We start from the raw sequence: 380 nt of genomic DNA, 5'->3' as shown, positions 1-380 counted from the left end.
GTGGTAAAGGTTGCCAAAGAACTCATCAAAACCATGGTTTGTAGGAAGGTGTTTGTCTTGATCGCCTAAGTGATTTTTACCGAATTGTGCAGTGGCGTAACCTTCTTCTTTAAGAGCATCACCAATGGTAGGAGCCCAGTCAGGAATACCGTGTGCTGAACCTGGCATACCGATGGTAAGTAGGCCGGTACGGAATGGGTGTTGACCTGTCACGAACGAAGCACGGCCAGCCGTACAAGATTGTTGTGCGTACATATCCGTAAAAATAGCACCCTCATGAGCAATACGATCGATGTTCGGCGTTTCGTAGCCCATCATTCCACGGTTGTATGCGCTAGTGTTGTAGTAACCAAGATCATCTGCCCAGATAGCAAGAATGT

Annotated in this window: 1 protein-coding gene; it reads right to left on the bottom strand. The window is 47.4% G+C overall.

Annotation, left to right across the window (positions count from 1 at the left end):
* Window positions 1-380: sulfatase-like hydrolase/transferase (locus tag AB4653_RS27385; protein WP_372105814.1), on the bottom strand; the 380-nt coding region annotated here is incomplete at both ends.

This window comes from Vibrio sp. 10N.222.48.A3, from assembly GCF_041475345.1.
In the GTDB taxonomy this organism is placed as follows: domain Bacteria; phylum Pseudomonadota; class Gammaproteobacteria; order Enterobacterales; family Vibrionaceae; genus Vibrio; species Vibrio tasmaniensis_A.
The sequence above is the reverse complement of the archived record's forward strand: the minus strand, read 5'-3'. Positions and strand labels throughout refer to the sequence as shown.